The sequence below is a fragment of the Rhizobium sp. SVR5-2C genome (assembly GCF_056755115.1).
The window spans coordinates 1-279 of record NZ_JBNDHT010000374.1 but is presented as its reverse complement, the minus strand read 5'-3'; the positions used below and the strand labels follow the sequence as shown (position 1 = coordinate 279).

The following is a 279-nucleotide window of genomic DNA, read 5'->3' as shown; positions in this document are numbered from 1 at the left end:
CCAGATTACTACGCGTCTCGTGGGCTCGGAGATGTGTATAAGAGACAGGGCGGCAAGCCCGCAATTGTCTACACACCGCGTTCCATCGCCGGAGGAAAGAGGTGATCGATCGCGCCGAGCGCTTCGTCGACAGTCTCAACCGTCATGACGGCAGGCGCGGCTGCGCGGGCGACGATAAACACCTCGATGCCGAGATCCCGGGCTGCCTCGATCTTCGCATATGTCGCCGCTCCGCCGCTATTCTTTGCGACGATCGCATCGATGCGGTGTCGCTTGAGA

General features: G+C 60.9%; 1 protein-coding gene. It reads right to left on the bottom strand.

Annotated elements, in window-relative coordinates:
- Window positions 1–68 precede the first annotated feature (68 nt).
- A partial coding sequence (locus tag ACPYOI_RS36145) for a precorrin-6A/cobalt-precorrin-6A reductase (RefSeq protein WP_481424180.1) occupies window positions 69–279 on the bottom strand: 211 nt, incomplete at its 5' end.